Origin of the sequence: Sphingomonas sp. KR3-1 (genome assembly GCF_040049295.1) — a bacterium.
Classification (GTDB): domain Bacteria; phylum Pseudomonadota; class Alphaproteobacteria; order Sphingomonadales; family Sphingomonadaceae; genus Sphingomonas.
The window spans coordinates 1,178,706-1,204,437 of the sequence record NZ_JBDZDQ010000001.1; the positions used below are offsets into that span (position 1 = coordinate 1,178,706).

General features: G+C 68.2%; 24 protein-coding genes and 1 tRNA gene. 7 read left to right on the plus strand and 18 right to left on the minus strand.

The annotated features are described in order from the left end of the window. Window positions 1–92 precede the first annotated feature (92 nt). Window positions 93–785 (plus strand): Crp/Fnr family transcriptional regulator, encoded by a 693-nt coding sequence (locus ABLE38_RS05920; protein ID WP_348973232.1) that lies wholly within the window; start codon window positions 93–95, stop codon window positions 783–785. Window positions 786–859: 74 nt separating this feature from the next. After that, complete coding sequence (xth, locus tag ABLE38_RS05925) at window positions 860–1,633, plus strand: exodeoxyribonuclease III (protein ID WP_348973233.1); 774 nt, start codon at window positions 860–862, stop codon at window positions 1,631–1,633. A gap of 114 nt (window positions 1,634–1,747) precedes the next feature. Here xth and ABLE38_RS05930 read toward each other — a convergent pair whose 3' ends face one another. The 7 genes from ABLE38_RS05930 to lnt all read right to left on the minus strand — a co-directional run bounded on the left by ABLE38_RS05930 (window position 1,748) and on the right by lnt (window position 8,629). Further along, window positions 1,748–2,557, minus strand: coding sequence for an aminotransferase class V-fold PLP-dependent enzyme (locus tag ABLE38_RS05930; protein ID WP_348973234.1), 810 nt, complete (start codon window positions 2,555–2,557; stop codon window positions 1,748–1,750). Further along, complete coding sequence (locus ABLE38_RS05935) at window positions 2,521–2,973, minus strand: aminotransferase class V-fold PLP-dependent enzyme (protein ID WP_348973235.1); 453 nt, start codon at window positions 2,971–2,973, stop codon at window positions 2,521–2,523. Before ABLE38_RS05935 ends, ABLE38_RS05930 begins: the two co-directional genes overlap by 37 nt. 13 nt (window positions 2,974–2,986) lie before the next feature. Next, complete coding sequence (locus ABLE38_RS05940; protein WP_348973236.1) at window positions 2,987–3,667, minus strand: tRNA (guanine(46)-N(7))-methyltransferase TrmB; 681 nt, start codon at window positions 3,665–3,667, stop codon at window positions 2,987–2,989. Between the two features lie 37 nt (window positions 3,668–3,704). Continuing rightward, window positions 3,705–4,529: an EAL domain-containing protein gene (locus ABLE38_RS05945; RefSeq protein ID WP_348973237.1), complete on the minus strand. Its 825-nt coding sequence runs from the start codon at window positions 4,527–4,529 to the stop codon at window positions 3,705–3,707. A gap of 271 nt (window positions 4,530–4,800) precedes the next feature. Next, window positions 4,801–5,544, minus strand: coding sequence for an EAL domain-containing protein (locus tag ABLE38_RS05950; protein ID WP_348973238.1), 744 nt, complete (start codon window positions 5,542–5,544; stop codon window positions 4,801–4,803). A 263-nt stretch (window positions 5,545–5,807) separates the two neighbouring features. Beyond that, complete coding sequence (gene metK / locus ABLE38_RS05955; RefSeq protein ID WP_348973239.1) at window positions 5,808–7,019, minus strand: methionine adenosyltransferase; 1,212 nt, start codon at window positions 7,017–7,019, stop codon at window positions 5,808–5,810. Window positions 7,020–7,090: 71 nt separating this feature from the next. After that, window positions 7,091–8,629: an apolipoprotein N-acyltransferase gene (lnt, locus tag ABLE38_RS05960; RefSeq protein ID WP_348973240.1), complete on the minus strand. Its 1,539-nt coding sequence runs from the start codon at window positions 8,627–8,629 to the stop codon at window positions 7,091–7,093. A 207-nt stretch (window positions 8,630–8,836) separates the two neighbouring features. On the opposite strand from lnt, the gene aguB reads away from it, so the two are divergent. Beyond that, window positions 8,837–9,688, plus strand: a complete 852-nt coding sequence (gene aguB, locus ABLE38_RS05965) for an N-carbamoylputrescine amidase (RefSeq protein WP_348973241.1) — start codon at window positions 8,837–8,839, stop codon at window positions 9,686–9,688. Window positions 9,689–9,762: 74 nt separating this feature from the next. After that, a complete protein-coding gene (locus tag ABLE38_RS05970; RefSeq protein ID WP_348973242.1) occupies window positions 9,763–10,425 on the plus strand; it encodes a sulfite oxidase-like oxidoreductase in 663 nt (220 codons plus the stop codon). A gap of 4 nt (window positions 10,426–10,429) precedes the next feature. On the opposite strand, the gene ABLE38_RS05975 is transcribed toward ABLE38_RS05970, so the two are convergent. Beyond that, window positions 10,430–10,711: a hypothetical protein gene (locus tag ABLE38_RS05975; RefSeq protein WP_348973243.1), complete on the minus strand. Its 282-nt coding sequence runs from the start codon at window positions 10,709–10,711 to the stop codon at window positions 10,430–10,432. A 66-nt stretch (window positions 10,712–10,777) separates the two neighbouring features. Here ABLE38_RS05975 and ABLE38_RS05980 point away from each other — a divergent pair, with 66 nt between their 5' ends. Then, a complete protein-coding gene (locus tag ABLE38_RS05980) occupies window positions 10,778–11,176 on the plus strand; it encodes a GFA family protein (RefSeq protein ID WP_348973244.1) in 399 nt (132 codons plus the stop codon). On the opposite strand, the gene ABLE38_RS05985 is transcribed toward ABLE38_RS05980, so the two are convergent. Then, complete coding sequence (locus tag ABLE38_RS05985) at window positions 11,145–11,747, minus strand: uracil-DNA glycosylase (RefSeq protein WP_348973245.1); 603 nt, start codon at window positions 11,745–11,747, stop codon at window positions 11,145–11,147. The two genes, ABLE38_RS05980 and ABLE38_RS05985, sit on opposite strands and share 32 nt — an antisense overlap. A 23-nt stretch (window positions 11,748–11,770) precedes the next feature. Between ABLE38_RS05985 and folK the strand changes: the two genes are divergently transcribed. Both folK and ABLE38_RS05995 read left to right on the plus strand, forming a co-directional pair. Continuing rightward, window positions 11,771–12,271 (plus strand): 2-amino-4-hydroxy-6-hydroxymethyldihydropteridine diphosphokinase, encoded by a 501-nt coding sequence (gene folK / locus ABLE38_RS05990; protein WP_348973246.1) that lies wholly within the window; start codon window positions 11,771–11,773, stop codon window positions 12,269–12,271. Next, window positions 12,262–12,337 (plus strand) — tRNA-Lys (locus ABLE38_RS05995). Before folK ends, ABLE38_RS05995 begins: the two co-directional genes overlap by 10 nt. Window positions 12,338–12,358: 21 nt before the next feature. Here the strand turns inward: ABLE38_RS05995 and ABLE38_RS06000 are convergent. The 9 genes from ABLE38_RS06000 to ABLE38_RS06040 all read right to left on the minus strand — a co-directional run bounded on the left by ABLE38_RS06000 (window position 12,359) and on the right by ABLE38_RS06040 (window position 25,619). Continuing rightward, entirely contained in the window at window positions 12,359–14,539 is a 2,181-nt protein-coding gene (locus ABLE38_RS06000; protein ID WP_348973247.1) for a carboxylesterase family protein, read from the minus strand. A gap of 13 nt (window positions 14,540–14,552) precedes the next feature. After that, window positions 14,553–15,914 (minus strand): alpha/beta hydrolase, encoded by a 1,362-nt coding sequence (locus ABLE38_RS06005; protein WP_348973248.1) that lies wholly within the window; start codon window positions 15,912–15,914, stop codon window positions 14,553–14,555. A 24-nt stretch (window positions 15,915–15,938) separates the two neighbouring features. Continuing rightward, window positions 15,939–18,794: a TonB-dependent receptor gene (locus ABLE38_RS06010; protein WP_348973249.1), complete on the minus strand. Its 2,856-nt coding sequence runs from the start codon at window positions 18,792–18,794 to the stop codon at window positions 15,939–15,941. 144 nt (window positions 18,795–18,938) lie between these two features. Then, window positions 18,939–19,817: a phosphate ABC transporter substrate-binding protein gene (locus ABLE38_RS06015; protein ID WP_348973250.1), complete on the minus strand. Its 879-nt coding sequence runs from the start codon at window positions 19,815–19,817 to the stop codon at window positions 18,939–18,941. An 8-nt stretch (window positions 19,818–19,825) separates the two neighbouring features. Next, on the minus strand, window positions 19,826–21,376 hold the full coding sequence (locus ABLE38_RS06020) for an acetolactate synthase large subunit (RefSeq protein ID WP_348973251.1): 1,551 nt from the start codon (window positions 21,374–21,376) through the stop codon (window positions 19,826–19,828). Between the two features lie 129 nt (window positions 21,377–21,505). Further along, window positions 21,506–22,363, minus strand: coding sequence for an aldolase/citrate lyase family protein (locus ABLE38_RS06025; protein WP_348973252.1), 858 nt, complete (start codon window positions 22,361–22,363; stop codon window positions 21,506–21,508). After that, window positions 22,363–23,388 carry a protocatechuate 3,4-dioxygenase gene (locus tag ABLE38_RS06030; RefSeq protein WP_348973253.1) on the minus strand — a complete coding sequence of 342 codons (1,026 nt, stop codon included), beginning with the start codon at window positions 23,386–23,388 and terminating at the stop codon, window positions 22,363–22,365. Before ABLE38_RS06030 ends, ABLE38_RS06025 begins: the two co-directional genes overlap by 1 nt. Window positions 23,389–23,392: 4 nt before the next feature. Then, window positions 23,393–24,712 carry an MFS transporter gene (locus ABLE38_RS06035; protein WP_348973254.1) on the minus strand — a complete coding sequence of 440 codons (1,320 nt, stop codon included), beginning with the start codon at window positions 24,710–24,712 and terminating at the stop codon, window positions 23,393–23,395. Between the two features lie 31 nt (window positions 24,713–24,743). Further along, a complete protein-coding gene (locus tag ABLE38_RS06040; RefSeq protein ID WP_348973255.1) occupies window positions 24,744–25,619 on the minus strand; it encodes an amidohydrolase family protein in 876 nt (291 codons plus the stop codon). Window positions 25,620–25,732 lie beyond the last annotated feature (113 nt).

A 25,732-nucleotide genomic window follows, 5' to 3' on the forward strand; every position in this document is an offset into this window, starting at 1 on the left:
ATCGGGACCCTCCGGGGTTGGAACCGAGCCTGCGCTGCGCCTCCGGACATTCCCATGCTTTGACGAACGTCAAAACCGCGTAATAGGGGGGTATGCTGGCTGCCCAGACCTGCTCCGACTGCGCCGTGCGCGACAGCGCGCTTTGCGCCAGCCTCAACGACAAGGAACTCGGCGCGCTCAACGCGCTCGGCCAGCATCGCCACCTCCAGCGCGGCCAGGCGCTGATATGGGCGGGCGAGGAAAGCCTGGTGTGCGCCAACCTGATCTCCGGCGTGCTCAAGCTGAGCGCGACCACGCCCGATGGCCGCGAGCAGGTCGTCGGCCTGCTCTACCCCGCCGATTTCGTCGGCCGCCCCTGGGCGGAGCTGGCCGACTTCACCGTGACCGCGCTGGGCGATGCCGAGCTCTGCGTCTTCCCGCGCCAGCCCTTCGAGCGCGTGCTCGAGGATCATGCGAAGATGGAGCGGCTGCTCCTCCAGCGCACGATGGCGGCGCTCGACGAGGCGCGCGCGCGGATGCTCACCCTCGCCCGGCTGTCGGCGCGCGAGAAGGTCGCCGGGCTGCTGCTCGACCTTGCCGACCGCGCCCAGGGCTGCCGCGCCACCGCACTCGGCCCGGTGACCTTCGACCTGCCGCTCACCCGCGGCGAGATGGCCGAAGTACTGGGACTGACGATCGAGACGGTCAGCCGCCAGCTCACCAAGCTCAAGACCGAGGGCGCGATCAACCTGATGGGCGCACGCGGGATCACGCTACGGGACCGCGCGAAGCTCGAGGCGGCGTAATTCTTCATTCCCCCCTCCCTGTGTCGGGGAGGAATTGTTCGGAACCCTTCCCGCCCCACCGCGTCCAACCGGACGTGAAGATCGCCACCTACAACGTCAACGGCATCAACGGCCGCCTGCCCGTCCTGCTGCGCTGGCTCGAAGCAGCGCGGCCCGATGCGGTGTGCCTGCAGGAGCTGAAGGCGCCGCAGGAGAAATTCCCCGAAGGCGCGATCCGCGACGCCGGCTATGGCGCGGTGTGGCATGGGCAGAAGAGCTGGAACGGCGTCGCGATCCTGGCGCGGGGCTGCGATCCGGTGGAGACGCATCGCGGGCTGCCCGGCGATCCCGAGGATGTGCAGAGCCGCTATATCGAGGCGGCGGTGAACGGCGTGCTGATCGGCGGGCTGTACCTGCCCAACGGCAATCCGAAGCCCGGGCCGAAGTTCGACTACAAGCTCAAATGGATGGCGCGGTTCGCGCTGCGCGCCGCCGCGCTGGTCGGGCTCGACGAGGCGGTGGTGCTGGCGGGCGACTATAATGTGATGCCGACCGATCTCGACGTCTACAAACCCGAGCGCTGGGTCGACGACGCGCTGTTCGCCCCCGAGGCGCGTGCGGCGTATTTCAAGCTGCTCGACCAGGGCTGGACCGATGCGCTGCGCCACCTCCACCCCGGCGAGACGATCTACACCTTCTGGGACTATTTCCGGAACGCCTATGCGCGGAACGCCGGCCTCAGGATCGACCATCTGCTGCTCAACGCGCCGGCGGCGAAGCGGCTGAAGGCGGCGGAGGTCGACCGCGAGGTGCGCGGCTGGGAGAAGACCAGCGACCATGCGCCGGTATGGGTGGAGCTTTCCGAGTAATTCCTTTCCGGCGAAGGCCGGGGCCCAGACTAAACAGTGCGCGGCGAAGACGCGCCAGGGCGCGTGACTTTCAAGGCTGGGCCCCGGCCTTCGCCGGGGAAAGAAGAGGGATGGCTAACCGGCGATCGTCCGCAGCGCCGCAACCAGCCGATCGACCTCCTCCATCGTCGTCGCCAGTGCCGGCGTCACCCGCACGCAGCTGCCCGAAGCCAGCCCGTCACGGTGGACGGTGAAGATGCCGTGCGCTTCCAGCAGCCGCTTCGCCAGCGCGACATTGGCTTCGTGGCTGGTCTGCCCCTTCAGCCGGAACGAGGTGATCGCGCCGTAGCTGCCGGGCTCGTCGGGCACGAGGATCTCGACGCCGGGCATCGCGCGCGCCGGGCCGACCCAGCGGTCGCGCAATGCCCGCAGCCGGGCCTGCTTGGCGGCGAGGCCGATGCTCTCCTGGAAGTCGAGCGCCGCCGGCACCGCGAGCTGCGCGGCATAGTCGGGAGTGCCGGTATGCACGCGCGAGCGAATATCCTGCGGATCGGCGCCGGGCTCGGCGGGGTCGACGTCGATATCCGCGAGCTGCCCGTCGCGGATCACGACCGCGCCGACACCGAGCGGCGCGCCGATCCATTTGTGCAAGTTGATGCCGATGAACGCCGCCTCGAGATCGGGCAGGCGATAGTCGATCTGGCCGACGCCGTGCGCGGCATCGACGATGACGTCGATATCGTAGAGCTTCGCCATCGCCGCGATCTCGGCGACCGGCAGCACCAGGCCGGTGCGGTGGCTGACCTGGGTGAGCAGCGCCATGCGCAGGTTCGGATGCGCCTGGAGGGCGCGGGCATAGGCGTCGATCACTGCCTGATGCGTCGCAGGGAGCGGCATCGCGATCCGGATCACCTCCACCCCGCGCCGGGCCTTGAGCGACTCCATGCAGGCCTGCATTGAATCATAGTCAGATCGGCGTAAAGCACCGCGTCGCCGGGGCGCAGCTTGTTGTAGCCGAGGATCAGCGCGCGCATCGCCTCGGTGGCGTTGCGGGTGAAGGCGAGTTCGCCGGTGGCGACGCCCAGTGTCGCGGCGACGCGGGCGCGGATCGCTTCGATCTCGCCGGGCATCTCGCGCCTTGCATAGAAGCTGGTGTCGCGGTTCACCCGCTCGACATGGGCGCGATAGGCGGCGAGCACCGGCTTCGCCATCATCCCCCAATTGCCATGCTCGAGCTGCACGGTCTTGCGGGTGACGTCATACTGGGCGGCGATCTTCGCCCAATCGTCTTCGGAGGCGGTGGCAAGGGCGGGGGCGACGGGGATCGCGGCGGCGGCGCCGAGCAACGTCCTGCGGTCCATCATGCCCCTCCCTTCAGACTCTCAGATAACGGAAATACCAGACCTCATGGCCCAGCCGCCGCGCCTTGCGCTCGTAGCGCGTCTCCGGCCAGTCGTCGGGGCGGGTGAGGAAATCCTGCGCGGTCTTCGCCTGCCATTCGAAGTCGCGGCGCTGGTTCATGATCATCATCGCCCAGCGGACATAGACCGGATGATCGGTGCCGAGACGGAACTCGCAGCCCGGCTTCAGCTTGGCGGCGATGATGTCCATCGGGCCGTGATTGACCATGCGCCGCTTGGCGTGGCGCGCCTTGCGCCAGGGATCGGGGTGAAGGAGGTAGAGTCGGTCGAGACTGGCATCGGGCAGCCGCTCGAGCACCTCCAGCGCGTCGCCCATGTGCAGGCGGACATTGGTCAGCTCGCCGTCGCGGATATGGCCGAGCGCGCCGACCACGCCGTTGAGGAAGGGCTCGCAGCCGATGAAGCCGGTATCGGGGCGCGCCGCGGCCTGGCCGGCGAGATGCTCGCCCGCGCCGAAGCCGATCTCGAATTCTAGGGGGCGCTCGTCACCGAAGAGGATCTGCGAATCGAGCGGGCCCGATTCGGGGACGCTCACCTCGGGCAGCAATGCTTCGACGAGCTCGGACTGGCCCTGGCGGAGCTTGTGGCCCTGGCGGCGGCCATAGAGGCGGCGGATGGAAACGGGATCGGACACGGGGGCCTGTTAGCGCCCTCGGCGATCAGAACAAGGCTTAGAGTGCCTGGGCGAGCGCCGCAGAGGCTGCGGGGCGGCTGGTGGCGGCGCGCTGGTGCGCGGCGAGGCGGCGGTGCTGGGGGACATTGATGCGCGGCTCGCGGCGGGCGATGTGCGCGGGCGGCAGCGGGTGCGCCAGTGCCGGCGCGATCCAGTCGCCCTGCATGTGACGAATGCCCATCGTGCCGAGCATCGCGAGATCCTCGCGGCGGACGATGCCGTTGGCGATCAGCGTCACGTCCATGTTGCGGGCCAGGCGCAGCACGCCCTCGACGATCACCCGGCGCGAGCTGCTGTCGGAGATGTTGCGGACCAGCCCCGAGTCGAGCTTGACGAAGCGCGGGGTGAAGCGGCCGAGCAGGCGGACGGCGAGCGGGCCGACGGCGAAGCTGTCGAACGCGATGGCGATGCCGCGCTCGACACAGGCCTGGGCAAGCCCGGCGACGCGGGCGAGATCGCCGCGCTCGTCGGCATTGATCTCGACGACGATGCGGTCGAGCGCGACGCGGTGCTCGATCGCGGTGCGAAAGAGGTGCGCAAGCAGCGGCTCGGGCGCGCCGCCGGCGGCGCCGACGGGGATGGCGAGCAGCGCCTCGCCGTCGAGCAGCCCGGCATTGACCGCCCCGGCGATCGCGCCGCTGATCCGCGCCATTTCGAGCGCGGGACGCTCTGCCGGCGCCAGCGCCGCGGCGATCTGCGAGAAGCTGCGGCCCTGCGCGGTGGCGACTGCCTGCCAGGCGAACGGCATGCCGGTGGCGGTGGCGATCATCGGCTGGAAGGCGAGGGTCAGGCCAGGAGCGTTCGAAGCGGCGTCGGGGTGCATGGGGCTTCCTTTCTGTGCCCCTTTAAAGATGGTTAACGATACCAACTCCATTCCGTGCGACGCCGAAGGGGGTTTGCCCCATCGGGGAATCTACCAGTCCGCGCCGGCATGATTCCGCTTGCCCCGCGGATTCCCGCGAGTCGCGCGGGGTGGTCTCGGAACGCTATCGAAACGAGCTGGAAATATCGCGCCGGTGCCGGCTTGCCAGGGCGGCGCTTTTCGGCCGAGCGCGCCGCGAATCGCTGGCCGGGCATTGCCCCGGGCCAGCGAATCAAGCGGCGTTGCGCATGGCCGCCTGGGGCAGCACCCCGGTGGCGGGCACGCCGACATAGCTGCCCTGGACCAGCGGCACGCCGAACGCGCGGATGCGTTCATACACCGGCTCGTTGTCGACGCCCGCGGCGACGATGCGCAGGCCCAGCGCCTGCATCCGGCGCACCAGATCCTCGATCGCGATGCGGCGCGACCAGCTCGAGGCGATGCTGGTGACCAGCTCGGGCTCGATCGTCACGGCGTGCGGCGCAAACTTGCCGCAGGCGGCGAGGCCGGATTCATTGGGACCGATGCCGTGGAAGGCGACGACCGGGCCGAGCTTGCCGAAGACATGCATGATGTCGGCAAGCTGCGAATTGGTGATCGCCTGGTAATGGTGGAGCGTGAACACCAGCCGCTCGGCGACGATGCCATATTGGCGCGCAGTGAGCAGCGCGGGCGCGATATGCTCGGCCGGGTCACCGATCGCGGGCGCGCTCAGCGGGATCGCGAGGCGGCCGCCCGAATTGGCGAAGCCGGCGGTCGCGGCCCAGCGGATCGCGGCGACGGCGCAGCGGCGATCGACGTCGCAGCGCTGCTCGGCGGAAAGCTGGTCGAACTCGTGCGCTGCCGGCTGGTTGTCGCGCAACACCATCGCCTCATAGGCGTGGATCCGCCCACCGGCGATCTGCGCGATCGGCTGGAACGCAATCCCGAGCCCCGCACCCGAAGCCGGCGTCGCCGCCGTTTCCGGAACTGTCATCCTATTCTGAGACTCCACCGACTCGCCTCCTTTCCGTGTCATCCTAAGTGAAGAATTGCAGTTGATCAGTGCTTTATAGGATGCCCCGTGCGAATACGTAGGAGGACTCCACGTAAGGAGAGCGAATTCACCGCCGGCGCGCGCGCCCGGCCTGTGGAAAAGCCGTTACGATCGCGCGCCCGCGATCGGCGCTGCCGATACGAAAAGCCCCGCGCCGGAAGGTCCGGCGCGGGGCGCTTTCATCGTCTCGCCGAAGCGAAGGATCAGGCCAGAGCGGCCTTCAGATCCTCGACCAGGTCGGTCTTCTCCCAGGGGAAGAAGTCGCCCTCGGGCTTGCGGCCGAAATGGCCATACGCCGCGGTCTTGCTGTAGATCGGCTTGTTGAGCTGCAGATGCGTGCGGATGCCGCGCGGGGTCAGGCCGCCCAGCTTCTCGATCTTGGCGATCGCTTCCTCGATCTTGTCGTCGCCCACCGTGCCGGTGCCGTGCGTGTCGACATAGAGCGACAGCGGCTTCGACACGCCGATCGCATAGGCCAGCTGGATCGTCACGCGCTGGGCGAGGCCGGCGGCGACGATGTTCTTGGCGAGGTAGCGGGTGATGTACGCTGCCGAGCGATCGACCTTGGTCGGGTCCTTGCCCGAGAAGGCGCCGCCGCCGTGCGGAGCCGCACCGCCGTACGTGTCGACGATGATCTTGCGGCCGGTGACGCCTGCGTCGCCGTCGGGGCCACCGATCTCGAACGAGCCGGTGGGGTTGATGTGGTAGACGGTCTCGTCCGAAAGCAGCGCCGCCGGAAGAATGTCGGCAACGACCTTCTTCACATAGGCATGGAGCTCGGCTTCTTTCTCGCCCGCGTCATAGCCCTTGCCATGCTGGGTCGAGACGACGATCGCGGTCGCGGCGACGGGCTTGCTGCCCTCGTAGCGCAGCGTGACCTGGCTCTTGGCGTCCGGCTCGAGGAACGGCGCGGCGCCCGAATGGCGATCGGCGGCCATGCGCTCGAGGATCTTGTGGCTGTAGTAGAGCGTCGCCGGCATCAGGTCGGGCGTGTCGTCGGCGGCATAGCCGAACATGATGCCCTGGTCGCCCGCGCCCTCGTCCTTGTTGCCCGAGGCGTCGACGCCCTGGGCGATGTGGGCGGACTGCGGGTGCAGGTTGTTCTCGAAGCGGAAGGTCTTCCAGTGGAAGCCGTCCTGCTCATAGCCGATGCGCTTGACGGTATCGCGGACGGTCTGCTCGACTTCGTCCTGCACGCCCGGGGCCCAGTTGCCTTCGGTGTCCATGATGCCCTTGCCGCGGATCTCGCCGGCGAGGACGACCAGCTGCGTGGTGGTCAGCGTCTCGCAGGCGATGCGGGCTTCGGGATCCTTCGAGAGGAACAGATCGACGATGGCGTCGGAAATCTGGTCGGCGACCTTGTCGGGATGGCCTTCCGAGACCGATTCGGACGTGAAGAGATAGTTGGAACGCATGGTTTTCCTCAAACAATGGGAGGAAAGCGCGGCCGTTGCCATGCCATATAAAGCTTTCCTTATATGCCGCCCTAGCGGGCCCAGCGGCGGAAGGCAATTGCCAAGACTACGGAGGCAAGTGCCGCGAGCAGCGCCAGCCAGTTGCCAGCCCGCGCGAACAGCGTCGGCGGCAACGGCGCGGGCAGCGGCGCCTCGACCGCGCCCTCCTGCCCCGCCGGCACGATGCCGATCAGCGCGCCATGCGCGTCGATGATCGCCGAGATGCCGGTGGGCGTGGCACGCAGGATCGGCAGCCCCTCCTCGATCGCGCGGAGCCGCGCCTGCGCCAGATGCTGCACCGGGCCCCAGCTGCCGAACCAGGCATCGTTCGAAGGATTGAACAGGAAGTCCGGCCGATGCGCCTTGTCGACGATCTGGCCGGAGAAGATGATCTCGTAGCAGATCGCCACGCCCGCCTTGCCGAAGCCTTGCACTTCCAGCGTGCGCGGGCCGGGGCCGGGCAGGAAGTCGATCTCGCCCATCACCAGCCGCGCCAGCCCGAGCGGTGCCAGGATCGTCCGCATCGGCAGATATTCGCCGTACGGCACCAGATGCCCCTTGTCGTAGCGCTCGCCGAGCATGCCCGCAGGATCGACCGTCCACACCGAATTGCCGGCGCCCTTCAGCGTCTCGCCCTCGAAGAACAGCGCATTGCCGCCGATCATCGCGCGGTCACCCGGGCCGAGCAGCCCGCCGATCCGCCCGCGCACCCAGCGCGGATCGCCGTCGCGGTAATATTGGCGCGGATAGCCGTCCTCGACGAAATAGTTGACCATGCCCTCGGGCCACACCACCAGCCGCTTCACCGCGCCTGGCTGGCCGCTCCATTCGGCGAGCTTGGCGAGGACGCGGGCGGGATAGTCGGGCGCATCGACCCCGTCCTGGCCGATATTGGGCTGGACGACGCGGACATGCGGGCGCGCCGGGTCCTCGACCGGACGGCCCGGGTTGAGCGCGACGCCGGCGACGAGCAGCAGCGCCGCAGTGGCGAGCGGCACGCGATATTGGTGCTGGCTGGCGAGATAGAGCGCGCCGGCCACGAACAGCGTGAGCCCCGACAGCGCATAGGTGCCGAGGAAGGCGGCGAGCTGGGCGATCGGCGTCGGCACCCAGATCACTCCCATCGGGTTCCACGGATAGCCGGTGAACAGCGTCGCGCGCAGATATTCGCTGCCGATCCAGGCGGCCGAGGCGGCGAGGACGAAGGCGATGTCCGGCTCGTTCCACCGCGCCTTGACGATGCGGGCGAAGCGCCAGGCCAGGCCCATCGCGATCGCCGGGTAGATCGCCAGGTAGATCGCGACCAGCACCACGGCGAAATAGCCGAGCACCGGCGGCATCTTGTCCTGATAGTCGAAGGCGTGCTGGATCCAGTTGTTGCCCAGCGTGAAATGGCCCAGGCCGAACAGCCAGCCGCGCAACAGCACCGATTTGAGGCGGGGCGCGTGCCAGGCCAGGTGCAGCAGCACCGCCAGGCAGGCCAGGGTCACCGGCCACCAGTCGAGCGGGGCGAATCCGGTGGCGGAGAGGAAGCCGGCGGCGAGCGCGACGAGCAAGGGGCGGGACAGCATCGCGTGCGTGCTTAACCGATCCGTGCGCGCTTCCAAACTCCCCTCGTCACCCCGGCCTTGTGCCGGGGCCCACGGTGCCGACTATCATGCCCTCGAGCCCCTTGTCCGGTACGCGCCTCCCGGTGGGGCCCGGCACAAGGCCGGGGTAACGGATAAGCGAGAGCGGGCGGGTAGCGAATCCCGCCCGCCCGCATTACATGGCCGCGCATGACCGAGATCACCGTCGCCGCCCTGCAGCTCGCCTTTTCCGACAATATCGACGCGAACATCGCGAACGTGTCGCGGCTCGTCCGCGAGGCGGCGTCGCGCGGTGCGCAGGTCGTGCTGCCGCCCGAATTGTTCGAAGGCGAATATTTCTGCCGGGTCGAGGACGAGGGCCTGTTCGCCAACGCCGCGCCCACCGCCGAGCACAAGTCGGTGCGCGCGATGCAGGAGCTGGCGCGCGAGCTGAAGATCCATATCCCGACCAGCTTCTTCGAGCTCGACGGCCATCATTATTACAACAGCCTCGCGATGATCGATCCGGACGGCAAGATCGCCGGCGTCTATCGCAAGAGCCACATCCCCGATGGCCCGGGCTATGAGGAGAAATTCTATTTCCGCCCCGGCAACACCGGCTTCAAGGTGTGGAACGGGCCGGACAAGGCGACGCTCGGCGTCGGCGTGTGCTGGGATCAATGGTATCCCGAGACCGCCCGCGCGATGATGCTGATGGGCGCCGACATCCTGTTCTACCCCACTGCGATCGGCAGCGAGCCGCATGACGACAGCCTCGATACCGCGCGCCTCTGGCGCCGGGCGATGGTGGGGCATGCGGTGTCGAACGTCGTGCCGGTGGTCGCCGCCAACCGCGTCGGCACCGAGCATGGCCAGACCTTCTACGGCACCAGCTTCATCACCGACGAGCGCGGCGACATCCGCGCCGAGCTCGGCCGCGAGGAAGAGGGCGTGATCACCGCCACGCTCGACCTCACCCTCGCCAAGCGCCACCGCGCCGCCTTCGGCTTCTTCCGCGACCGCCGGCCCGAGCTGTACGGGCGGCTGGTGCAGGATATCTGAGGCTACACCTTCGAGTAGCTTGCAGGCGCGGGCTGGCGGGGCGCATCCTCGCTGCCTGATGCAGGAGCGACTCGATGGACGATCCCGACCTTCCCGAGGACAGCAAGCTCACCCGCTCGAAGCAGCAATGGGCGGCGCAGGGCAAGTTCCTGACCGGCGTGCACACGCGGCCCGAGGAAGAGCGGCTGCCGCCCGGCCAGCATCTCACTGCGAAATGGCCCGTCCTCGATCTCGGCCGCCAGCCCGACATCGCCCGCGAGCGCTGGCAGCTGGAAGTGACCGGCATGGTCGCGCGGCCGCTGACGCTCGACTGGGCCAGGCTTATGGCACTGCCGCAGACGCGCCTGCGGAGCGACATCCACTGCGTCACCAGCTGGTCGCGCTACGACAATGACTGGCAGGGCGTGCTCACGCGCGACCTGCTTGCCGCGGTCGAGCCGCGCGACGAGGCGCAGGCAGTGATGCTGCACGGCTATGACGGCTATACCACCAACGTGCTGCTCTCCGACTTCGCGGTGGCCGATGCGATCGTCGCGCATGGCTGGGCGGGCAAGCCGCTGGCGCGCGATCATGGCGGCCCGGCGCGGCTGGTGATCCCGCACCTCTATTTCTGGAAGAGCGCCAAGTGGATCCGCAAGATCGAGCTGATTGGCGCGGACAAGCCCGGCTTCTGGGAAGTCAACGGCTATCACATGCGCGGCGACCCCTGGGCCGAGCAGCGCTACCGCGATTCCTGACGGCTCAGCGCTGGATCGTGCCGATGTCGCTGGCCGACTTGATCGGCTTGTCGCAGCCATCCTCTGTGCGGACCACGCCGAGATACTGGCCGGCGAGCGGCTCCTGGCCGAGATTGCGGATGCGCACCGGCTGGTCGCGCTGCACGGCGAGGTCGGCGCGGGCGTTCTGGCAGGCGGTGGCCGGCCTGGCCGGCAGCGCCAGGTGCGAGCGTATCTTGGCGAGGTCGTTCTCGCCGGCATGGGCGGCGGCGGGAAGCAGGGCAAGGGCGAGCACGACGAACCGCATGGAACACTCCTTCACTGGTCCGCCGCGCATAGCATGGCGCGTTCGACTTCTCTATGTCTGCGCCCCATGCACATCACCGGAAGCTGCCACTGCGGTGCGATCCGCTACGAGGCCGAGGCGGATCCCGCCCGCACCGCGCTCTGCCATTGCAACGATTGCCAGCAGTTGAGCGGCGCGCCGTGGCGGGCATCGGTGCGCGTCGATGCGGCGGACTTCCGCGTGTCCGGCGAACCCAGGGTCTATGTGAAGGCCGCCGAGAGCGGCACAAGGCGCGGCCAGGCCTTTTGCGGCGAATGCGGCTCGGGCCTCTACGCCTTCACCGTCGATGATCCGCAGGTTTATGCGGTCCGCCTCGGCGGCGTCGACCAGCGCGCCGCGCTGCCGCCGCGCAGCCAGATCTGGTGCGACGCCGCGCTCCCCTGGGCGAGCGACATCAGCGCGCTTCCGGCGTCGCCAAGGCAATAGCCCGCGCCACTACCGCCTCGAGCATCTCGGGCGTCAGCCGGCCGGTATTCTGGTTGTAGCGCGAGCAGTGATAGCTATCGACCAGCCATTGGCCGCAGTGCATGCGATGCTCGGCGCCGTGCGCGAAGCGGTGCTTGGGGAGCTTGCCGCCCATCGCCTTGACCGCCGACTGGTGCGCGATCTGGCCGAGCGCGAGCACTACCGGCGCCTTGAGCTCGGCGGCGAGGAACGGGCGGCAGGCGTGGATCTCGGCCGGCTCGGGCTTGTTCTCGGGCGGCAGGCAGCGCACCGCGTTGAGGATCACCACGCCCCTGGGCTCGCCGCCCTCGGCCAGCCCGAACTTCTCGAGCGTCGCGAACAGCAGCTCGCCCGAGGCATCGCCGGTAAAGGCGCGGCCGGTGCGATTGGCGCCGTGCTTGCCGGGCGCGAGCCCGACGATCGCGATTGGCGCACCAAGGTCGCCGAGCGCCGGCACCGGCGCGTTCCACCAGTCGGGCTGCTCGACGCGCAACTGGGTGCGCAGCGCGACGAGGCGCGGGCAGAGGGGGCAATCGCGGCTTGGCTCGGGCATCCGTGCGCGATAGGCGCGGGAGCGTGCCGAGGACAAGCTATGCCATCGCGATCGGATCGAACCGCCGGGGCCGCCACGGCAGCCCCACGCGCGAAGTGCGGGCGGCGATTCGCGCGCTGGGCGGCGTTACTGTCGCCTCGCCGATCCTCCACACGCCGCCGCTGGGCCCCTCCCGGCGCCGCTTCGCCAACGCCGTCGCGCTGATCCACAGCGACGAGGCGCCCCCCGCGCTGTTGCGGCGGCTCAAGGCGATCGAGCGCCGCTTCGGGCGGCGGCGCGGCCAGCATTGGGGGGCGCGGGTGATCGACCTTGATATCGTGCTGTGGTCGGGCGGCAGCTGGGGCGAGGCGAGTCTCACCGTGCCCCACCGCCTGTTCCGCGCCCGCGACTTCGTGCTGGCGCCGCTGGTGCAGGTGGCACCGGATTGGCGCGATCCGGTGTCCGGCCACAGCGTCCGACAGCTCTACGCCCGGTTGACCCGCCGATTGCCCACATCTAGGGGCAGGGCCGGTGTGGGTCCGTAGCTCAGTTGGTAGAGCAAGCGACTTTTAATCGAGAGGTCCCGGGTTCGAATCCCGGCGGACCCACCACCGCTTCCGCCCTCTCGCGCGCTACCAGGCGGGCTGCGTCGCATAGAAGCGCTTCCAGAAGGCGATCTTCGCCGGATCCGCGACCGGGATCGGGCCGAAATGCGCGCCCAGCTCCATCACGCGCGGCAGCTTGGGATCGTAGCGCGGCCATTCCGGCAGCCCGGGGCCGTTGGGATCGCCATTCTTGATGATGTTCGCCCAATAGGACGATATCGTCGCGGCGATCGCGCGATCCTGCGCTGTCCAGGGCCGGTCGACCGCGTCGACGCTGTCGAACGCATAGACGATCTCCGAGCCGTGATAGGCGCCGCGCATGTCGTGGTCGGGGCCCGGCGGGGCGTGGGTCCAGAAATAGGTGTAGACCGGCTTGTCGCTGCCCTGCGTCCACAGCGTGCCCCACAGCCAGGTCGAGATGCGCGAATTGTCGCGCGCTGCGGCGTTGTTCTGGAGCGCGGCCTGCTGGTCGTCCTTCGCCGGATAGAGCTTGAGGAAATCGTCCGCCAGCGGCCCGAACTTGCGCCTGGCCAGCGCGACATAGGCCGATAGCGTCACGGCGACGTCGGGCATGCCGGCGCGTGGCGGATCGGTGCGCACGCGCAGCGCGGCAAAGGCGGTCTCGGGCACCGCGCCGGTCTCGTCGTGATTGTTGCCGGCGACCACCGTCACCTGGTTCTGCGTGCGCTTCGCATAGGTGTCGTTATACCCATAAGGCAGCACCCAGCCGTCGACGACGGGGCGGAAGATCGGCGGCTTGCCGGCGCTGCCGGTCTCGACCGCCTCGTCGACCGCGCGGCTGCCCTCGATCAGCTTTTCCCAGGGCATGGCGCGCAGCTCGGCCAGGCTGGTGCCGCCATGCTCGGCGCCGTAGCGCATGCCGGCCTGCTCGGCGGCGGCGAGCGGGCGCCAGGAGACCGAGAGGTAGCGCAGCTCGGTATCGCGCGGATAACGGGCGTGGCTCTCCTCGATGCCGGCGCGGAACAGGCCCTTGGCGAGCGGCGACATCGCAAGGAAGCCGACCGAGCCGGCACCGGCGGATTGCCCGCCGATCGTCACCTGCGCAGGGTCGCCGCCAAACGCCGCGATGTTGCGCTGGACCCATTGCAGCGCGGCGATGTCGTCGAGCAGGCCGTAATTGCCCGAGGCGTTATGGCCCGATTCCCTGCTGAGCTCGGGGGTGGCGAGAAAGCCGAGCACGCCGACGCGGTAGTTGAAGGTCACCACCACCACGCCCTTCTTCGCCAGCGCCTCGCCGTCGAATTCGGGGCTGGCGCCGGTGCCGCCGATGAAGCCGCCGCCATAGATCCAGACATAGACCGGGCGCTTCTCGGCACTGCCCGGCCGGGCGCCGGTCCAGAGGTTGAGCGTCAGGCAATCCTCGCTCTGCGGCAGGCCGCGCGCCATCTCGCCGCCGGGCTGCGGACAGGCCGGGCCGAACCTGCTCGCATCGCGGGTGCCGGTCCAGGCGACCGGCGCCCGCGGGGCGCGCCAGCGTAGCGCGCCGACGGGCGGCGCGGCATAGGGAATGCCCTTGAACACGCGGATCGCGGGATCGCGGCCGGTGGTGCCGGCGAGCAGCCCGGTCTCGACGCGGACCGGATCGGCATCGGCGGGCTTTGCGGCATAGCCGACCAGCTCGCCCGCCGCGAGGACATGGCCGCGCAGCGATGCCTGGAGCGTCGTGATGTCGGCCGCCTCTTCCGGGGCCAGTACCCGGTCGAGCGCGAAGACCTGGGCGTGATAGGCGTGCCGGCTGGCGTCATGCGTGTGCGGGCCGGCATAGGAGGAGGCCGGGCCGTGGACATTGGCGCCGTACGCCGCGCCAGCGGGCAGCGCGGCGAGGCCGGCGGGGAGGCTCAGCGTCGTGGCGGGCAAGTTGTAGGCGAGGAGATGCACGCTGGTGCCCGCCTCCGCCCCGCCCAGCTCGCCCTGCAGCACCACGACATAGGAGCGGGTGCCCCTGGGCCCCGCGGTCCAGCTCAGGCCCGGAAAGGCGTTGTCGCCATATTGGGTGTTGGCGCGCGGGATGTCAGCGCCCGCCGCAAAGGACGGGCTGGTCACCGCCAGCGACGCCGGCGCCGGGCCGAGCGCGGCGAGCAGCAGCTGGCGGGCATGGCCGATGCTGGTCAGCATCGTCTGCGCGTGGACCGTGGGCGCGAGGACAGCGAGGTTCGCGATGCAGGCGAGCAGGCGTGCGGACTTCATTCTATTCTCCCGCTCAGCGCGTGAAGCGGCCCGGCTTGGCGAGCCAGGCGTCGATCGTGTCGTAGGTGGTCTTCTGCGTGTCGCCATATGCGCCCGGCTTGGGCTCGCACTTGGTGCAGGTGGTGTAGCCGTGCGTCGCGCCCTCGATGAAGGCGATCGACTTGTCCTTGCTCGCGGCGCGGCCATAGATTTCCTCGGCGGCGAGATATTCCCAATGGCCGGTCATGCCGAGCACGAGCAAAGGCGCGGAGACGCCCTGCACATTGCCCGGCGGGCTGGCATAGGTGGAGGTCCAGTCCACGCCGTGCACACCCTGTTCGTCATAGCCGAAATCGGGGCCGGTCCGGATCGCGTAGTTGTTGAGATAGTTGCGCACCGTCGTCTTGAGCGCGCCCTTGATCAGCGAGGGCGACGGGCTGCGGACATTCTCGGGCACGCGCACCGTCGGAACGATGCCGGTGGTCACGCTGCCGTCCGCATGGATCAGCGGCCAGGGCTTGGCGGTATGCGCGAGCAGGCCGACATCCTGCGAGAACAGCTTGTTGTTGCTGCCGAACAGCACCGCGCCGGGCACGACGAAGGGCGCGTCATCGGCGTAAGGCCCCTGCCCCACCTCGATCTTGGCGAGCAGCGCCTGCGCCTTGGCGAGCAGCCGGTTGTTGCGCGCGCCTTCGGCCTTGAGGAACCTGGTCACGAACGCCGCCGGATAGCGCGAGCCGGTCGGCGCAAAGCCGTTCGCCGCATTGTACATGTCGAGCGCGGGATCGAGCGCGATGCCGCTGGCTTCATCCGTGATCGCCGGATCGATGCTGAACAGCGTCATCGCCGCCAGCCCCCAGTTGGAATCGACCAGCATCAGCCCGTCGGCGGCGGGCAGCCCGGCCAGGCTGTCCGGGCATTTCCAGATCTTCTCGGGCGCCTGGCACGCCTTCACCCCGCGCTCGGCGATATATTGATAGGCGCTCATGATCGTGCCGCCGCCGCTATGGCCGAGCAGCACGACCCGTGTGATCCCCGGCTGGCTGCGCAGCCAGGAAACGCCCGCCTTGATCTCGAGCAGCACCTGGTCGAGCACGCCGTCGTTCGACACGCCCGACTTGCTGGTGCTGTTGTTGGCGCACAGCACCCGGTAGCCGCGCTTCGCCAGCTCGGTGCAGCCCGGGAAGCCCAGATAGTCCGCCGAGGAGTGCATGATGAACACCGCGGTGCCGGCCCTGGGCCCGATCACCGCCGGCTCGTACAGCACGCCGGGCACGCCGTTCGCCAGATGGACGAAGCGGGTGCGCGGCGCCGACGCGTCCTGCTGCGCCTGGGCCGGTATCGGCGCCAGCCCGGCCAGGGCTAGCGCCAGGAGCGCCGCGAACATCTTCCTCATGCGCACGCTCCTACGCGACACCCCTCAGCCCTTGATACGGAAGCCGACCATGAAGGCGCGGCCCGTGGGGTCGTCCGAGAATTCGTAGGACGCGCCCGCCGAGGTGGTGCCGCTGTAATAGCCACTGAGCGGCGGCTTGGCGTTGAACAGGTTGGTCACGCTCACATAGAAGGCGCTGTCGCTGACCTTCCAGGCGCCGCCGGTGTTGAAGGTCAGCGTGAGGTTGGTCGTCGCGAAGCCCGGCACATATTCATAGCCGTCCTTGAACACCTGACTCGCCACGCCGCTGCGGCGGTACGCGTTGCGATAATGCTCGAACAGGTCGATCGTGAAATTGTCGGTCGGCTTGAAGTTGAGGAAGCCGGCGACCTGCACGCTCGGGCTCGGCATCAGGCCGTTGAGGCCCCAGCCGGCGCCGCCCTGGTCGATCGTCGCGATGCCGGGCTGGCGATAGTAGATATGCGGCTGATAGTTGATCATCGCGCGCAGCCCGAGCGGCCGGCCGCCGATCTGCGTGGCGTAGTCGAGCTCGCCGTCCCAGCCATAGGTCTTCACCTCGGCAATGTTGTAGGGCTGGATCAGATAGGCGGTGGCGTTGCCCGCGCCGTCGCGCCGGATCAGCGAGCAATAGACCGAGGTGCCGCCGCTCGCGACGCAGCCCTGCTGGATCGCGGCGTTGAAGCCCTGGATCACCGAGATCGCGTTGCTCACCGTGGTGTTGTAGTAATCGACGGTGAGCGTCAGCCCGCGGATGAAGCTCGGCTTGAGCACGATACCGGCGGTGTAGGTCTTGCCGACTTCGGCGGTCAGGCTCGCATTGCCGAGGTTGATCGACGGCAGATAGGCAGTGACGTTCGGCGTCTTGGTCGTGTCGGTATAATTGCCATAGACCGTCGTGGTCGGCTGGAAGAGATCGTACAGCGTTGGTGCGCGGATATCACGCGACACCGTGGCGCGCAGCTTGATCCCGTCATCGACCGCCCAGACGCCGCCGACCTTCCAGGTCACATAGTCGCCGCTGGTGCTGTAGTCGGTATAGCGCGCCGCGCCGTTGAGGCTCAGCGACTTGGCGAAGGGCACGTTGGCGAGCAGCGGCACTTCGACTTCGATCGCGGCCTCGCGGACGCTCTGCGAGACATTGCCGCTCGACGGGAAGGTCGTCGGGTAGAGGATCGTCGTGCCCTGGGTGCAATTGTAGCGGATGCCGGTGCAGTCGGCGAGCGCGGTCGGCAGCACGGTGCTGGCGGCGTTGAAGCGCTGGTTGCGCCATTCGCCCGACAGCGCGACGCTGACCGGGCCCGCCCAGGTGTTGAACAGGCTGCCGCTGATCGAGACGTCGGCCGAGTCCTGGATCGTGTGGGTGGTGAAGGTCGCGCTGCCCAGCACATAGTCCAGCGCCGCCTGGTTGGCCGAGGCCGAGCCGAACAGGTTGAGCGGCACGCAGCTGCCATAGGTGGTCGGGTTGGCGATCGAGGCCTGGCAGACGGTGTTGCTGCCGACCGTCACTGCGTCGAGCGCGGCGGCCAGGCGCTGGCTGTTCGGCAGGTTGTCGACCTTGGTCTCGAGCTCGGAGAAGCCGTGGGTGTAGGTGGCGTTCCACTTGAAGCTGCCGAGGTCGCCCTCGATGCCGAAATTGCCGTAATATTGCTTGGTGTCCGACGATGCCTCGATGCGCGGCGCGGCCGAGAGGATCTCGTTCATCGTGAAGGTCGTCGAACCGGCCAGCGCAGTCTTCGCCGCGGTGCTCAGGAACGCGTTGGTGTTGCTGAAGACCAGGCCGGTGAGCTGGTTCCAGCCGGTGTACGACGTGTTGCGCTTCAGGTTCGCCGCGCCCTGGACGTAGAAGTGGATCGAGTCGGTCAGGTCATAGTCGAAGCGGCCGAACACCTGGGTGCCGTGCGAGGGCGAGGACATCGAGCCGTTCTGATAGGCGCCGTCGCCGCCGACCTGGCAGCAGCTCGAACCCGTCGCGCTGCCGGCGACGAAGGGCACGATCGCGCCGCTGTCGCTGAACCGGTTGCCGCGCTGGGCGCCGTTGGTGATGTAGCCGCCGAACGTGTAGGTCGCGAGGCGGACATTGGTCGCCAGATAATAGGGGCTGGCGGTGGTGCCGGCGCCCTGCATCGCGGCAAGGTTGTTCCAGCTGCGATCGCCGACGCGGTTGAGGATGCCGTCATATTCGCGGTGCTGGACACTGCCCTCGAAATGGCCGCGCTCGCCGACCTTGAAGCCGAACGCCGCGCCGACGTCGCGCGTCGCAGCATCGCCTTCCTGCGAGATGCCCGCCTCGGCATGCGCGCGGAAGCCGTCGAACTTGCGGTTGAGCACATAGTTGACCACGCCCGACACCGCGTCCGAGCCATAGACCGCCGAGACGCCGCCGGTGACCACGTCGACGCGGTTGATCAGCTCCTGCGGGATCAGGTCGACGTCGACGGTGGAGTTGTAGAGCGTCGGCGGGATGCGGTGGCCGTCGAACAGCACCAGCGTGCGATAGGCGCCGAGGTTGCGCAGGTTGAGCACGTTCGCCGCGCCGTTGCCGCCCTGCACGCCGGTAGCGTTCGAGCCCGGGTTGCTGAACTGGTTGCGCGAGCCGGAGAAGACCGGGAGGTTGTTGAGCGCGTCCGAGATCGTGCCCGCGGGCGCCGCGGCGGAAAGCATCTCGGTCGACACGGTGGTCAGCGGGATCGGGCTGGCCGAGCCGTTGGTGAGGATGCGCGAGCCAGTGACGACGATCTGGCCGTCCTGGGCCTCCGCCTTGTCCGCCGGGGCGGCCGGTGCCGTATCCTGCGCCGGCGCTTCCTGGGCGAACGCCGCAAGAGGAACCGTCAGCAAGCTGCCGCTGGCGAGCAGGCGGAGTAGTGCCGAACGTGCCTTCATTTCCCGATATCCTCCCGAGGTCCGAGAGCGCGCCGGCTGTCTTGCCGGTCTATCTCTCGTTGTCGGGCCGGGATGTAGCAACCGAGGGCCGACGGCGCGTTATTCGTTTGGGCGTCGCTGGAATAAGAATTCCGCTTGGCCGATTCAGGCGACCAGCGCCGCCGTAGTCTCGTCGAACAGCTCGTCGACCGCGATCCGGCGCGGGATGATCTTCTGCTCGAGCGCCCAGTCGATCGCCAGCTGGATGCCCTTGCGGTTCGCCTCCAGCCCGATCGGCGGATAGACCGCGGGCACGCCGCCCGCGGTCGCCGCCCGGCTCTCGACCAGCATCCGGAATATCTCGCGCACCACGTCGGGCCGCTCGCGCGACAGGCGCTCGTGCACCACGAACATGTGGTTGATGCACACCACGCCCTCGCGGGCATACCAGTCCTTCGCCGCCTCGAACGGGTTCGGCACGAGGTATTCCACCCGCGGATCCTTGGGCAGGTCGACGCCCTGCAGCGTCGCCGCCAGCTCGCCGTCGAGCATCATCTGGCCGATGTCCGAACCCTTGGGCAGCTGCTCGACATTGGCCGGGTCGCTATATTCGAGCAGATGCCCCTCGCCGACCTTGCACCAGGTCACCTTGTCGAGATCGACGCCGTACTCGTGCTGCAGGATGCCGCGGATCCACAGCCCGGTGGTCTGCGCATAGCTGCGCACGCCGACGCGCCTGCCCTCGATGTCCTTGGGATCGAGATGCCCGAAGTCGCGGTTGAACCCCGCGCAATGATGCTGAAAGCGGCCATTGACCGGGATCGGCAGCGCCACCCAGGGCTTGCCGTAGATCTTGGCCTGCAGCAGCGTGACGATCGCCAGCTCGCCGCAATCATAGGCGCCCTCGCGCAGCATCGCCTTGAACCCGTTATGCGCCTGGGGCGGCCCGCAGAAATCGAGCTCGACGAGATCGGAGGAAACGCGCCCCTCGCGCAGCGCCGTGGTGACCGGATAGTCGGCCAGGTTGGTCTTCAGCTTCAGCACGTCGCCCCTCACTTCAGCAGCACTTCGATCAGCATCGGCCCATCCGCGCGAACCGAGTCCGTCAGTGCCTTGTGGAAATCCTCCGCGGTGGTGACGCGCTTGCTCGGCACGCCCATGCTGGTGCCCATCGCGACCCAGTCGATCCGCGGATTGTCGATATCGATCATCGCCATCGCCTGCGGCCCGATCTCGGTGCCGGCGCCCATGTTGGCGTATTCGGCCTTGAGGATCGCGTACTGGTGGTTGGCGTAGATGATCGTGGTGACCGGCAGCTGCTCGCGCGCCTGCGTCCAGAGCGACTGGATCGTGTACATCGCGCTGCCGTCGCCGACCATGCAGAAGGTCCGCCGGTCCGGGCAGGCCATCGCCGCGCCGGTGGCGACGGGCGTGCCATAGCCGATCGAGCCGCCCATATTGTTGATCAGGTCGTGCGGCAGCGCGCCCATCGTCAGCCCCATCGACTCGCGCCCGGTGGTGAGCGATTCATCGACGACGATGCAGTTCTCCGGGATCGCCGCGGCAATCGCATGCGCGATGCTGATCGGGTTCAAGGCGCCCTGCGGCACCGGCGTCTCGATCCGCTGCTGGAGCAGCGGCGCGGTGTCCTTCAGCCCGAGCGCGTCGATCAGCATCTCGAAGGCCAGCTCGCTGTCCTCATCGGCATCGACCAGGCCGTGCACCAAGGTCCCCGGCGCCTTGAGCAGGCTCGGCTTGTCCGGATAGGCGAAGAAGGCGACCGGTTCCCGGGTCTCCGCCGTGATCAGGTGCTTGAAGTCCTTGAGGAAGGCGCTGCCCGGCGCAACCGCATAGGGAATCCGCTCGATCGGCACGCGCCCGACGCCGCGCTCGATCCGCGCGGTGAAGAACTGGCTGCCGAGCCGGCACCCGGTGCCCGCGGCGATCCGCCCCGCCAGCTCGAGCGCGCGCCCGCGCGTGGCCTTGTTGGCAAGGATCAGCAGCGCCGACGCGCCCGAGCGCAGCACCTTGGCGACCTCCTCGATCCGCGCCTGGTCTGGCGCGCGGCGGCCCGGCGGCGGCGCAGCGGGAAGCAGGCGCTGGCCGGCATCCTGCCAGGCGGTGTCGCCGGGCAGGATCAGCGTGGCGATCTGGCCGGGATGCTCGTTCGCCTTGGCAACCGCGGTGGCCGCATCCCAGGCGATGGAACGCGCGGACTCGGCGCGGCGCACCCAGTGGCTGAGCGGGCGGGCCAGCCCCTCGATGTCCGACGTCAGCGGCGGATCGTACTTCAGGTGCGACGCCGAATGCTCGCCGACGATATTGACCATGCCGACGCTGGCGCGCTTGGCATTGTGGATATTGGCGAGGCCGTTCGCCAGGCCCGGCCCCAGGTGCAGCAGCGTAGAGGCCGGCTTGTCCTTCATCCGGTACCAGCCATCCGCCGCGCCGGTGCACACGCCCTCGAACAGGCAGAGCACGCTCTTCATCCGCGGATTCTCGAGCGCGGCGAGGAAGTGCATCTCGGAGGTGCCGGGGTTGGCGAAGCACACTTCGACGCCCTGGTCGGCAAGCGTGTTCACCAGCGCTTCGGCGCCGTTCATTGGGGGTCCCGCTGTCATGAAGCGGGCGTGCCACTTCCGAAGGGAAACGGCGCAATCGGAATGGGAAAGCGGGCGATAAGTTCGGCCCTAACTATAAGCCCCTCCCCCAAGGGGGAGGGGCTAGAAGGCTCAATACCCCGCCAGCTCGCGCCCCTGTCCCACAACCCCATAGCTGCGCGTCGGCGCGGACATCAAAAACCGATACCCCTCGCCGATCAGCCGCTCGACATTCTTGGCATTGGTGTGCGGGTTGCCGACCACCACGTCGTGCTTCTTGCAGATCTCGACGATACGGTTCATCGCGCCCATCACTTCGGGATGCTCATACTGGCGCGGATAGCCGAGCGCCTGGCTGAGATCCCCCTCGCCGATCAGCACCAGCCCGATCCCCGGCACGTTCGCCAGGATATCGTCGAGATTCTCGATCGCCTCGGGGCTCTCGCACATCATGCCGACCAGCAGCTCGCCCTGCGGCGCCAGCGGCCACACGTCCGCCCGGGCATAATATTCGGGCATAGACAGCCCCCAGTAGCGCGAGGCCGTCGCCGGCCCGTCGCCGCGCACGCCCTTGGGCTCGTACAGCGCCGCGCCGGTCGGCTTCGCATAGCGGCACGAAGCGACCATGTTGTACGCTTGCGCCACCGTCGAGACGTGCGGGGTGATCACGCCATAGACGCCGCGATCGAGCACCTGCTTGGCCTGGAACTGGTTCATCTCGGCGCCATTGGCCGGGATGCGCGCGATTGGCGTCACCGACGGCGCGACCGAGCCGGTCTCGGCAATCTTCTTGCGGTTGAGCATGTACTGGAGCGCGTCGCCCAATCCGCCCACATCGTACGGGTTGTGCTCCATCTCGAAGACCACGCCGTCATAGGGCGCGTCGGTCAGCTCCTGCGCGCTGAGCTTGTCGACCTTGGCGAAGCAGGTGAAGGCCGGCTTGCCCGCTTCGAATGCGCGAATGATTCCGTTGAGGCGTTCCGCCGCCATTATGCCGCTTCCTTCTTCTTCGCTGCGGTGACCGCCGGGTCCCAGTACATGAAGCCCATCCCCTCGCCCGTGCCCGCGGGCGTGCGCCAGCAGGGGATGTAATCGACCAGGGTCATCTCGGCGCCGGTATGCTGAAGCGCCATCATCACGATCGAGTAGATCTTCACCTCGCTGGTGCCCGACTGGTAATAGCCGTTCGGGATCGCCGCGAGCCCGTCATAGTCGTAGCTGGCCAGCATCCCCATCACGTTGCGGTCGAACGCCTCGTCATTGACGAAGTGCGACAGCCCTCCGCTTGCGATCACCGCCACGCGCACATCCTCGGGCCAGGCCGCGATCGCGTCGCGCAGCACCCGGCCGAACTGGATGCACCGCGCCATCGAAGGCTGGGTCGGCGGGTAGAACAGGTTGAACAGCACAGGCACATGGCGCGGCACATCGTCGCCCATGATCTGGTGATATACGAAGCTATAGGCGTGCGGGACGACCGGATAGTCGGGCGCATAGCCCTGGCGTTGCTCCATCCACACATTCTGCGGCCAGGCCTGCAGGTCGTTGAGGTCGAAGCCCTCGCGCTGGAAGGCGTTGATCAGATAGGTCGCCAGCTCGGGATAGGCTTGGTGCACGACATGAAGGTCGGGCGCATAGACGCTGCGCTGGGGCGGGCCGTTATGCACGTTCGCGCCGGTGTAGATCGTGATCGACGGCGACTGGTCGGGCCAGATCTCCTTCTGGTCCTTGCCCAGCACGATCACGACGTCGGGCGCAGCGCGCTTGTACGCCTCGGCCATCTCGTCGAGCGCGGCGCGGCAGCGCCCCGCCCGCTCGGTCCGCTCTTCAAGCGTCAGGAACGGCTCGAACGCCGCTTCGCGCTCGGCCTCGAGCTCGGGATAGGTCCAGGTGCGGTTCCGGAACCACAGCTCGGGGTTGTTGCGGTCGCGCTCGCCGTTCTTCAGCCAGTCCTCCGGCGCCTGGCCCAGCATGCCGCTGTGCGGCACGCACATTCCGAATACGATCTCAGCCACCGCTCTACTCCACAGTTTCGTTCACGCGCGGCGCCCATTGCGGCCGCAGCAGGATCCAGCACGCCAGCGCGCCGATCAGCAGGAACACGAAGATCACCAGCATCGGCAGCTCGTAATTGCCGCTCACGTGCAGCAGCCAGCCGGACAGGCTCGCCGCCACGCCGCCGGCCAGGCTCGTCGCTACCTGCTGCACGCCGGTCACCAGCCCGATCGCCGGCTTGGGGATCAGGGTCAGGCGGCACAAAGCCAGATTGTTGGCGGTGGCGAGGCCGAGGAACGACAGCGAGAACACGTTCCAGAACAGCGCCCAGCCCAGCGAGCTCGCCTGCGCGCCGAGCAGCACGGTGCACGCGCCGATGAACCCGGCGATGACGAACGCCTTGCGGACGAACACCGGGTTGCCGCCGCGCGCGATCAGCCGGTCCGCGGTCCAGCCCGCGATCACCGCGACGATCGCGATCCCGGCGAAGCTGAAGAAGGTGTAGAGCCCCGATCGCTCCAGGCTCAGCCCGCGCTGCTCGACCAGATAGGCCGGCATCCAGGTCATGCAGTAGAAGGTGAAATAGCCGTAGCAGAAGTTGACGATCATCGCCCCCCACACGACCGGGCTCTTGAGGATGCTCGCGAAGGTGACCGACGCGGCCGCCTTGCGCGCCGCCGCCTTGGCCTCGCCGCCCCTGGGCAGGTCGTTCTTCACCGTCAGCATCCACGGCACCAGCCAGAGCAGGCCCACCGCGCCGGTGAGGATGAACATCAGCCGCCAGTCGTAATTGACGATCAGCCACGAGGCGACCGGCGCGCCGATCGCGGGACCGAACTTGTTGCCCATCGTGAAGATGCCGACCGCGGTGCCGCTCTGGCCCTCGTGGAAATTGTTGCGGATCCAGCGATAGCTCGCCGGCATCACGATCGCCTCCGCCGCGCCAACGATCACGCGCATCAGGATCAGCGCCATCAGCGTGCTGACCAGCCCGGTCACTGCCGTTGCGATGCACCAGAGCGCGAAGCAGATCGTATAGGGCGTCTTCACCCCGTAGCGGTCGACCAGCCAGCCCATCGGCACCTGCACCAGCCCATAGGACCAGAAGAACATCGCGCCGATCATGCCGCGATCGGTGTCCGACAGCTTGAAATGCGCCTTGAACGGCGGGTCGGCCATCGCCGAGGAGATGCTGGTCCGGTCGAGAAAGGCGATCAGCACGCCGATCGCCAGCAGCACGAGCACCGACCAGCGCATCACCACGCTCAGCGCCACGGGCGATGCCGCCGATGCTGGCGCGGATGCCGAGGGGGGTGTCTCGGCGGGGGTAATCGTCTGGGCCATCATACTCTCCTGTGCCGGCACGCCTGCGGTCTCACGCCGCTGCGGTCTTCGCGCCGATGTCACGCAATTGGGGATACAGTTTCTGCGCGGTCCGCGCGAAGACCCATTCGCGGTCCTCGGCCGAAAGGCTGGCGAGCCGCGCCTCGGCGGTGGCCCTGATCTCGGCCAGCGTGCCCGGCGAGGTCGGATAGTTCGAGCCCCAGGCCAGCCGCTCGGCGCCGAATATCTCGACCAGCCTGGGGAATAGCGTCTCCGGGCTGGCCGCACCCTTTTGGCTGTCCGCCATGATCCGCGGGGTCAGTTTCAGGTGGATATTCGGGATCGGCGCCAGGTCGAACAGGCTCTGCGCGGCCGCATAGGGCGGGCCATCCGTGACATCCGGACGCCCGAGATGGTCCAGGATGACTGGCACGCCGGGGAAGCGCCTTGCCAGCGCCGCCACGGCGGGAAGGCCGACCGGACCGGTCTGGATGCACATGGTCAATCCGAGCGTGCGGAGCAGCTCCCACCCAGCATAGGCGCGCGGATCGTCCAGTTCGGAGGGGTCGAACTCCTTGGTCGAGCCCCCGGTGAACACCCGCAACCCGGCCAGTCCGGCCCCAACCCAGCGACGGATGGTGTCCGCCGCATCGGCCGCCAGCATGTCGACCGAGCCGACCGCGATCAGCCGGTCGGGATAGGCGTTGCAGGCATCGACGACATAGCGGTTGTCGAAGCCATAGGTGGTCGAGCTGTGCACCACCGCCGCCTTGGCCACCCCCGCCGCATCCATCTGCGCGATCAGCGTCTCGACGGTGGAGGGCCGCTCCTGCGACCAGTCCGATCGCTTGCCAAACAGCGGCGCCGGCGGATAGCGGCCCTCGTCGTCCGAAATGACGTGCGGATGGATATCGATAAACTGGGGCATGCCCACTCCCGGAATGCACTTTTCTCTGCCGAGAGTGATCGGCCCAATCGGGATGCCGGAACAGTTGAAGCTGCGTGGCAGGCCATAAGTTTCGGGGTGGATCTCCCCCTTCT

Bases quoted from the DNA above. Each gene is read 5' to 3' on its own strand.
- ABLE38_RS05920 (WP_348973232.1), top strand. From the start codon at position 93: ATGCTGGCTGCCCAGACCTGCTCCGACTGCGCCGTGCGCGACAGCGCG.
- ABLE38_RS05930 (WP_348973234.1), bottom strand. From the start codon at position 2,557: ATGGAGTCGCTCAAGGCCCGGCGCGGGGTGGAGGTGATCCGGATCGCG.
- ABLE38_RS05935 (WP_348973235.1), bottom strand. From the start codon at position 2,973: ATGGACCGCAGGACGTTGCTCGGCGCCGCCGCCGCGATCCCCGTCGCC.
- ABLE38_RS05945 (WP_348973237.1), bottom strand. From the start codon at position 4,529: ATGCACCCCGACGCCGCTTCGAACGCTCCTGGCCTGACCCTCGCCTTC.
- ABLE38_RS05950 (WP_348973238.1), bottom strand. From the start codon at position 5,544: ATGACAGTTCCGGAAACGGCGGCGACGCCGGCTTCGGGTGCGGGGCTC.
- metK (WP_348973239.1), bottom strand. From the start codon at position 7,019: ATGCGTTCCAACTATCTCTTCACGTCCGAATCGGTCTCGGAAGGCCAT.
- lnt (WP_348973240.1), bottom strand. From the start codon at position 8,629: ATGCTGTCCCGCCCCTTGCTCGTCGCGCTCGCCGCCGGCTTCCTCTCC.
- aguB (WP_348973241.1), top strand. From the start codon at position 8,837: ATGACCGAGATCACCGTCGCCGCCCTGCAGCTCGCCTTTTCCGACAAT.
- ABLE38_RS05970 (WP_348973242.1), top strand. From the start codon at position 9,763: ATGGACGATCCCGACCTTCCCGAGGACAGCAAGCTCACCCGCTCGAAG.
- ABLE38_RS05975 (WP_348973243.1), bottom strand. From the start codon at position 10,711: ATGCGGTTCGTCGTGCTCGCCCTTGCCCTGCTTCCCGCCGCCGCCCAT.
- ABLE38_RS05980 (WP_348973244.1), top strand. From the start codon at position 10,778: ATGCACATCACCGGAAGCTGCCACTGCGGTGCGATCCGCTACGAGGCC.
- ABLE38_RS05985 (WP_348973245.1), bottom strand. From the start codon at position 11,747: ATGCCCGAGCCAAGCCGCGATTGCCCCCTCTGCCCGCGCCTCGTCGCG.
- ABLE38_RS06000 (WP_348973247.1), bottom strand. From the start codon at position 14,539: ATGAAGTCCGCACGCCTGCTCGCCTGCATCGCGAACCTCGCTGTCCTC.
- ABLE38_RS06005 (WP_348973248.1), bottom strand. From the start codon at position 15,914: ATGAGGAAGATGTTCGCGGCGCTCCTGGCGCTAGCCCTGGCCGGGCTG.
- ABLE38_RS06010 (WP_348973249.1), bottom strand. From the start codon at position 18,794: ATGAAGGCACGTTCGGCACTACTCCGCCTGCTCGCCAGCGGCAGCTTG.
- ABLE38_RS06020 (WP_348973251.1), bottom strand. From the start codon at position 21,376: ATGAACGGCGCCGAAGCGCTGGTGAACACGCTTGCCGACCAGGGCGTC.
- ABLE38_RS06025 (WP_348973252.1), bottom strand. From the start codon at position 22,363: ATGGCGGCGGAACGCCTCAACGGAATCATTCGCGCATTCGAAGCGGGC.
- ABLE38_RS06035 (WP_348973254.1), bottom strand. From the start codon at position 24,712: ATGGCCCAGACGATTACCCCCGCCGAGACACCCCCCTCGGCATCCGCG.
- ABLE38_RS06040 (WP_348973255.1), bottom strand. From the start codon at position 25,619: ATGCCCCAGTTTATCGATATCCATCCGCACGTCATTTCGGACGACGAG.